At 39.1% G+C, this 7,664-nt stretch carries 1 protein-coding gene and 2 pseudogenes; all 3 read right to left on the reverse strand.

Annotated features, from left to right (window positions below; translation table 11 throughout):
* Window positions 1–281 precede the first annotated feature (281 nt).
* A complete protein-coding gene (locus RMY32_RS14085) occupies window positions 282–6,146 on the reverse strand; it encodes an AAA family ATPase (protein WP_322710697.1) in 5,865 nt (1,954 codons plus the stop codon).
* 653 nt (window positions 6,147–6,799) lie between these two features.
* Window positions 6,800–7,484 (reverse strand): annotated as a pseudogene (locus RMY32_RS14090) (IS1 family transposase).
* Between the two features lie 39 nt (window positions 7,485–7,523).
* Window positions 7,524–7,664: pseudogene (locus RMY32_RS14095) on the reverse strand (IS701 family transposase); the annotation flags it as partial.

Below are 7,664 nucleotides of genomic sequence, written 5' to 3' on the forward strand. Positions count from 1 at the left end.
TCGTTATGTTGGTTCTCGCAAAAATCTCTTTGACCTTCGCCGTACCGCCGTTGTTCACAATCTTCATGTCCTTGCCAAAGTTTTTACTCACACTACTGAGCAGTCTGTTACTTCATCGTGATTACTGAATCGGTGTTCTAGATGCTGGTTTATCATTGTTCGTTATTAAACAGTTATTTCTCTCCGTATTATCCCGCAGTTTTTTTCAGAAATCAAATATGATTCCTATATACTGCACAAACAGTATCTTATCGCTGCTTTTTTGATCTAAAGGATCTCTTTTAGATTTCTTTTATAAATAGCTTCTCAGTAATGGGAATATAAATTACAAATTCTGTTCCTTTTCCTAAAACAGAATTAACTTCAATTCTACCCCCATGTATTTCTTCCACAATTTGTTGTGCGATCGCTAGTCCTAGTCCTGTGCCTTTTCCCACTCCTTTTGTAGTAAATAAATGGTCAAATATGCGTGCTTTTACATCTTCGTTTATTCCTGTACCATTATCAGCAATTGATATTTTTAAAATATGATTTTCAATGATAGCTTTCACTCTAATTATATGTGGATTTAGCTTAAAATGCTCAAAACTCTGACCTCTACTTGACTCATCTAAAGCATCAATAGCATTAGCTAAAATATTCATAAACACCTGATTTAATTGTCCAGGAAAACACTCAATTGGCTGTAAATTATCGTATTCAGTTACAACTATAATTTCTGGACGTTGCTCATTCGCTTTCAGGCGATGTTTGAGAATTAAAATTGTACTATCAATGCCTTCATTGATGTTAAATGGCACTTTATAATCTTTATCGCCCCGGGAGAAAGTTCTTAAGCTGGTGCTGATATTTTTTAATCGCTCAGAAGCGATAAGCATTGCATCAACCATGTTTGGCATATCTTCTAAGCTATAGTCTAAGTCAATTTCTTCAGCATGGTCGAGAATTTCTACTTCCGGATTCGGTAGAGCTTTTTGATATAATTTTAGGTGTTCAGTGATATCAGCCAAGATAGGTTTAGCTTGTTGGAGACTAGTCGAAATAAAGCCGAGGGGATTGTTCATTTCGTGAGCTACTCCAGCAACTAAGTTACCTAGTGCAGACATTTTTTCATGTTGTATCATTTGTAATTGGGCTTGTTGCAGTTCTTGCAGAGCATTTTCCAGTTCTTGAGATTTGTGCTTAACAGCAGCTTCACCAAGTTTGCGATCGCTAATATCAATTAGAATTCCATCCCATACCATTTCACCATCCTCGCCGCGTTCTGGCTGAGAAGCAGCTTTTACCCATTTGATATTCCCATTGGGTGTAACAATGCGCCACTCATGCTGAAATGGGGTAAGATTTTGTGCTGACTCAACAACTGCCCGAAATGCTTCTGCTCCATCGTCGGGATGTTCAAAATCACGCAGGCTACATTTCCCTGACAGGAAATCTTCTGCTGGGACTTCGTAAAGAGTTTGACACCCAGAACTGACGTAGGGTACAGAAGCTGAACCATCGGCTTTAATTCGGATCTGATAAATCATGCCAGGAATATTATCTGCTAGTTTCTGAAAGCGGGCTTCACTGAGCCGTAATTTTTCTAGAGATTGTTCTAACTGTTGAGTATAAATTTGTCCATCTTGATAAAGACGGGCATTTTCTAGAGAAATGGCCGCTTGGGTACAAAGAAAGTTGAGAATGAGGATACGATCGCTTGTAAACACACTACTAGTAGAACGATTCTTTAAATACAAAATTCCAATTAAGCGTCCTTGATTGAGAATTGGCAAGCACAACAAACTTTTTGGTTGTCGTTGACTTAAATACTCATCAATTACAGGTAAATTGGTTTTGAGTTCGTCAATCATCACAATTTCTTCGGTGTTTTTGACGTACTGGATCAACTTAATTGGTAAGTTAGGGTTGCCCTCTAAAGGTTCGGCACAAAGTTCTGTGTTTTCGGGTGTAGCAATGGCTCTTACCAACCATTTTCCTTGAGTATTAGGTAGGATTAAAGCACAACGTTCGCCCCCAGAATGTTGCAGAATAATTTGTGTTAATCTGTGCAGTAGTTCGTCCAGTTGAATCGTGCCGGAAATGGCTTGAGAGGCTTTGAGGATAGCAGCAAAATCAAAGCTACTAATGTCAGTGCTAGAAGAACGACCCAAATGAGTGGAATTATGAACCGAGAGCGGGCGACTAACGCTGCTCGATATCGTTTCCAGCATTTGCAGTGATTGTACTCTCTGCTGGAGAATAACGCGTACTAAATCGGGATAGCGGTTTTCCAAATCCTCGGTTTTGGCCTTTGCGCCCCAACGAGCATAACAGTAGTACGCCTCCTGCATATAGCCTGCTGCCACCTTCTGTTTGCCCCAACTTAGATAAAATTTAGCGGCCAGTTCATTGCTGAGTGCTTCATCTTGCAGATAACCATGTGTTTTGGCTTGGGCAATAGCTAAATCGTAATGTTCCATCGCCTCAGTAAATTGACCAAGCACTTGATAGCGTTCTGCTGCTACAAGTTGCCAACGATGTTGATGATTGAATGGAGCATAAGTAGCCCAAGTTTGTAGTTTTTTTTGATGGGCATTGATTCGCTCTAAAATGGCTGATTGTTCTTGGGCATTAACATCGGTGTAGCGTGCTAGATGAATTAAAGCATCATAAAAAACTCTGACAGCTACGACGAAGTAGCCAGTTACAGCATTACTATACTGTTCTGCTAAGGCTGCTTGTTGTGAGGCTGCTTCGTATTCTCCGAACAAATAACAGAGAACAGCTTGATTGAGATGAAGATAAAATAACCCCGTGCGATTGCTAGCAGCTTGTAAGCTGGGCAAAATTTGGGCGGCATTGAAGACTTTGCCCTCTAAACAATAGGGAATTTCCGCTTGTCCTAATAAATTGAGAATCGCTTGCTGGTAACACTCTTGATATTTTAACGTTGCTTCTTGTTTGCCTTGGCTGATGACTTGCCGATAAGTCTCCATTTCTTCAGCCAAATCATTTAATTCTCTACCACTCCAATAGCTACACTGACTATATGACACTAAGTTCAACGCCATGCATACCCAATCTCCGGTTTCTAAGCCACTCTGATAAGCCTCTAACAAAGATGGGATACTGTGATTTAATGGTTCTTTCCAATGCCGAATAAAGCTGTTGACAATAAAGTAAGCTCTGCTTTTAAAAGCGTTAATCTGGTGTTGTTCTAGTAACTTTAATGAAAGCTGTCCAAACTCATACCCAGCATCAATATCTCCAATCAAACCACAAAGAGTCACTCCGTAGTCTGCATAAGAAAAGATAGCAATAGATGAATTGCCAAACTGGATAGCCATCTCCACTTGCTTCGATGTAAGTAATGGTAACAGTGTCGGTTTACCAATGTACGCAGAGGACACTAATGTAGTCATTATTTGCATGGCTGCAAGTTGATGCGGATCGTTCATTGCAGCCAAATCCAACAAACTTAGGGGTGCGCGCCCCATCCATAGTTGCCTTGTCTGTTGAGTTGCTGCGCTAATATCTGCCATAGTTGGCTGTTCGGGAAATTCCACGCCTAGTAATTTCAACACTTGCAACCCAGTTTCAACTACCTTGGCAAATTGACCTTGAGACCGAAATGCCGTCATTCGGGTTTCATAGACTTTGATAGTATCAAGCAAAGAAGTAGCAGATTGCAATATAATATCACCCCATCCTGCCAGCTTGTTAAAGTCTGTATTTAGGCAGGCAGCTTCTAAACGTTCATTATGCAGATTCAGGGTTAGTTTGTAATGTTCCGTCCAGGCATCGAAGGGCAGTAAGTCAATACCTTGGGTACAATATTTGACAGCAAGATTATAGGCGATCGCTACTTTGGCTTTGCGCCCCGCCAGCAAATTCAGTTGTGCTAACTCCAATTTTTTGTCAGGCTGAGTTATCAAATCAATGCCTATATTAAAGTGATTGACAATTTCAAATATATATGTGTCTAGTTGAGTTGTAGGCGTGTTAGCGTGCAATAATTGACCGATCGCCAAATGAGTAGCTTGTTTTTGGTCTTCGGGAATTAAACAATAAGCAGCTTGTTGGACGCGATCGTGCAGAAAGCGATAAGCAACATTTTTGATATTGTTAGTATTAACTTCTTGCTCATGGCTAAGATAAAACTTATAAACTTGACTTTGCGGTAAAATCAATCCTTCTTGTAAAGCCTTCCACAAAGCATCTGCCACCTGCTGTGGCAACTGTTGTGAAACAATTGCCAAAGTCGTTAAATCAAAAGAGTTACCAATACAAGCAGCTAACTTCAGGACATTTTGCGTTTGCTGGGGTAATTTCTGTAACTGAGTAGCCATAAATTCTACCACATCATCAGTCACAGATAGCACATTGACTTGAGCAAAATCGCATTCCCAATAACCTTGCTGGTGATTAAATTTAATTTGTTTATCTTCGTATAAAGCCTTGAGAAACTGCGTGATAAAAAAAGGATTGCCTTTAGTTTTGCGATTGATTAATTCTGTTAGAGGCAGCGATATCTGTGTCGTACAATGTAAAGTATTAGCCACTAACTGATTGGTATCACTCAACTCAAGGGGGGCAAGAGTAATAGTATTAACAGTCTTGCCAGCCTTCTTGAGTTCTTCCACCTTTAACATAAATGGATGTGCGGCTGACACTTCATTATCTCGATAAGCACCTAATAAAAGAAGATATTTTTGATTTTTCATCAGCAGTTTAATTAACTGTAGCGAAGCTAAATCTGCCCACTGTAAATCATCCAGAAACATTACCAGTGGATGTTCCCTTGTGGTGAAGACAGCAATAAACTTTTGAAAGAGTAAATTAAACCGATTTTGTACCGCCGTTCCCGATAGTTCTGGTGCAAGTGGTTGTTTACCAATTACCTGTTCTAATTCTGGAATTACTTCAATCAAAACTTGCCCGTTCTCTCCAAGAACTTGACGAATTTGATTGCGCCAGTGTACCAATTGTGTATCTGATTCTGACAACAATTGCGCCATTAAGTCGCGTAAAGCTTGCACAAAGGCGGATAAGGGAATATTACGATTGAATTGGTCAAACTTACCTTTGATAAAATAACCCCGCTGACGGGTAATTGGTTTGTGGACTTCATTCACGACAGCAGTTTTCCCAATCCCCGAAAATCCCGCTACTAGCATGATTTCTGATGTGCCGTGAGCCACACGCTCAAATGCTTGTAATAAGCTAGCTACTTCTGCTTTTCTGCCATATAACTTTTCCGGGATGAGGAAGCGAGCGCAGACATCCCACTGACCGATTTCAAAATCTCTAATTTTTCCTGTATCTTGGATTTGGGCTAAACAAAGTTCTAAATCATGCTTTAATCCCAAGGCACTTTGATATCTATCTTCGGCGTTTTTTGCCATTAACTTCATGACAATATTCCATAAAACCTTTGGTATTTCTTTGCTTCTGGCTTCTAGCTGCGATGGCATTTTTGCCAGATGACAATGTACCAATTCCATCGGGTCATCACAATTAAATGGTAACTTTCCAGTTAATATTTCATAGAATGTTACACCCAGAGAATAATAATCGCTGCGGTAGTCGATACCACGGTTCATTCTGCCTGTTTGTTCTGGGGAAATATAGGCGATAGTTCCTTCTAAAACATTTGGATTTTTAATTTCTTGGGTTTCTTTAGGTAATAATGAAGCAATACTAAAGTCAATGAGTTGAATTTGTCTTGTATGGGGATAAATCAGAATATTTGCTGGTTTAATATCTTTATGAATAATGCGACTTTCGTGTAAATCGTGGATAATACGGACTAGTTGAATAGCAATATTTAAAACTTCTATTAAGGATAAGCTTGAGTTTTTAATGTATTCTCTTAAAGAAATTTCTCCAATATCTGCCATCACCAAAATATAGCTATTGCTATAGGTTTCCAGCGATAAGGGATGAATAATTCCAGCAATGTTGAGATTTTTACTGATTGTATACTGATGGCGAAATTGTAGTAATTCGTTAAAACTGGGATACTCTAAGGTCAAAAGTTTAATAACGACTGGAAGTTGGTCTAATTGGCGGATAGCTCGATACACGTTGGTTCTAGAGCCAGCATACAGTTGAGAGTTAATTTGATATCCTGGAATGATGGGGATATAGTTCACAGTCGCCATCTCTACATACCTTATGACAGAATTTTTTTTTCCTTACTGACATTAGTATTCCCATCAACTTGATGTTGTATAACGCTATCGAGAGGAATTGATGGTTGTTTTCGGGAAAACCAATACTTTTTGGTCAGAAGCAAATTATAGCTGCAATGAATTAACTCAAATTATTCAGGGAGGTGGAGAGTGAAAAAGGAGTACGATTCTCCCTATCAGTAATTCATGGGATCGACGACAGTGGGCGTTTACACCGAGAGCAAAGACGCAAAATAGTCCCTCATAACAATTCGCTACTTTTCCCAATTCGCAATGCCAGAAATTTATACCAAGTTGAAATCAAAGATATGAAGGGGTGACAAAGCGGCTGAAGCCAAGAAAATAGAGGAGCGTGACCGTTTTGGGGTAAAAAAAGATAGGTCAGGTATTCTCAACAAGACCTATCAAATGATAATGTTATCTAAATTCTACCAAAACTGCTTTCAAAATGTACTGACACCCGCACAGTACAAGATGCTAGAAATCTTACTAATGCTATTGCAATTTCATAAAACTGTGACAATTGAGAAACTAGCAACAGTATTTCCACAACCGATAAAATTTGAAAGTCGGCGACGGAGTATACAAAGATTTGGCGTTGCTGAATGAAGGGATGAATCGATTTATGTAGGTACAGTTTGATACTTCAAATGATGAAGTAATAATTTAACCGAGTATCTCAGCATTTCTTCTGTCTTGGAATAGCATAAAGTTTTTCGGTGAAGGCGTGCCAAATAATGTCTAAGCCTAGTGTTTTCATTTTCAACTCGTGTCATATATGTTTTACTGACAATTTGGTCTCCATCTGGAATAAAGCTTGGGTAAACAATAAGCCATCTGTCACATAAAAATAGCTTTTCCATTGTTTAGCAATTTTCCACAATGGCTCAAAAGTTTCGGCACTATGGTCTCCCAAAACCCAGGCTAAAATACCTTGAGTAAAGTGATTTACTGCTGTCCATAACCAAATTTTGTTTTTTTTGAACCAACAAATGTCTCTAATTCATCAAGTTCTCCAACTTCTGGAATTACATCTTCTTTCGGTACGTCCGGAAGTTTCTCTCCCAATTGTTTGACCCAATAAATAATAGTAGTATGATGTATTCCTTTCACTCGTTCAATCCCGCGAAAACCCATACCGTTAAGGTACATTTTTAAGCATTCTTGTTTCAATTCCTCAGAATATCTTTTTGGTGGATCGTACAAATCAATAAATTGGCGATCGCATGATATGCAAATGTGATTTTGTTTACCTCTTCGCTTTCCGTTCTTACGAATTTTTGTAGATCCGCAGTATGGACATTGCACAGTAGATACCCTCAATTCATCCCTTTATTATGCAACGCCCGATTTTCTTTTGATTGGTGACATTATCCCCAGATGTAAATATTTGAAGCACTCATAATTTCTTACTTCTTTAAACAGGTCTTTATACTCTGCACAATATTCATCTACGATCGCAACTGTTGGGTGAGCGTCTCTCGCCAA

Source organism: Nostoc sp. ChiSLP03a, from assembly GCF_034531215.2.
Lineage (GTDB): Bacteria > Cyanobacteriota > Cyanobacteriia > Cyanobacteriales > Nostocaceae > Nostoc.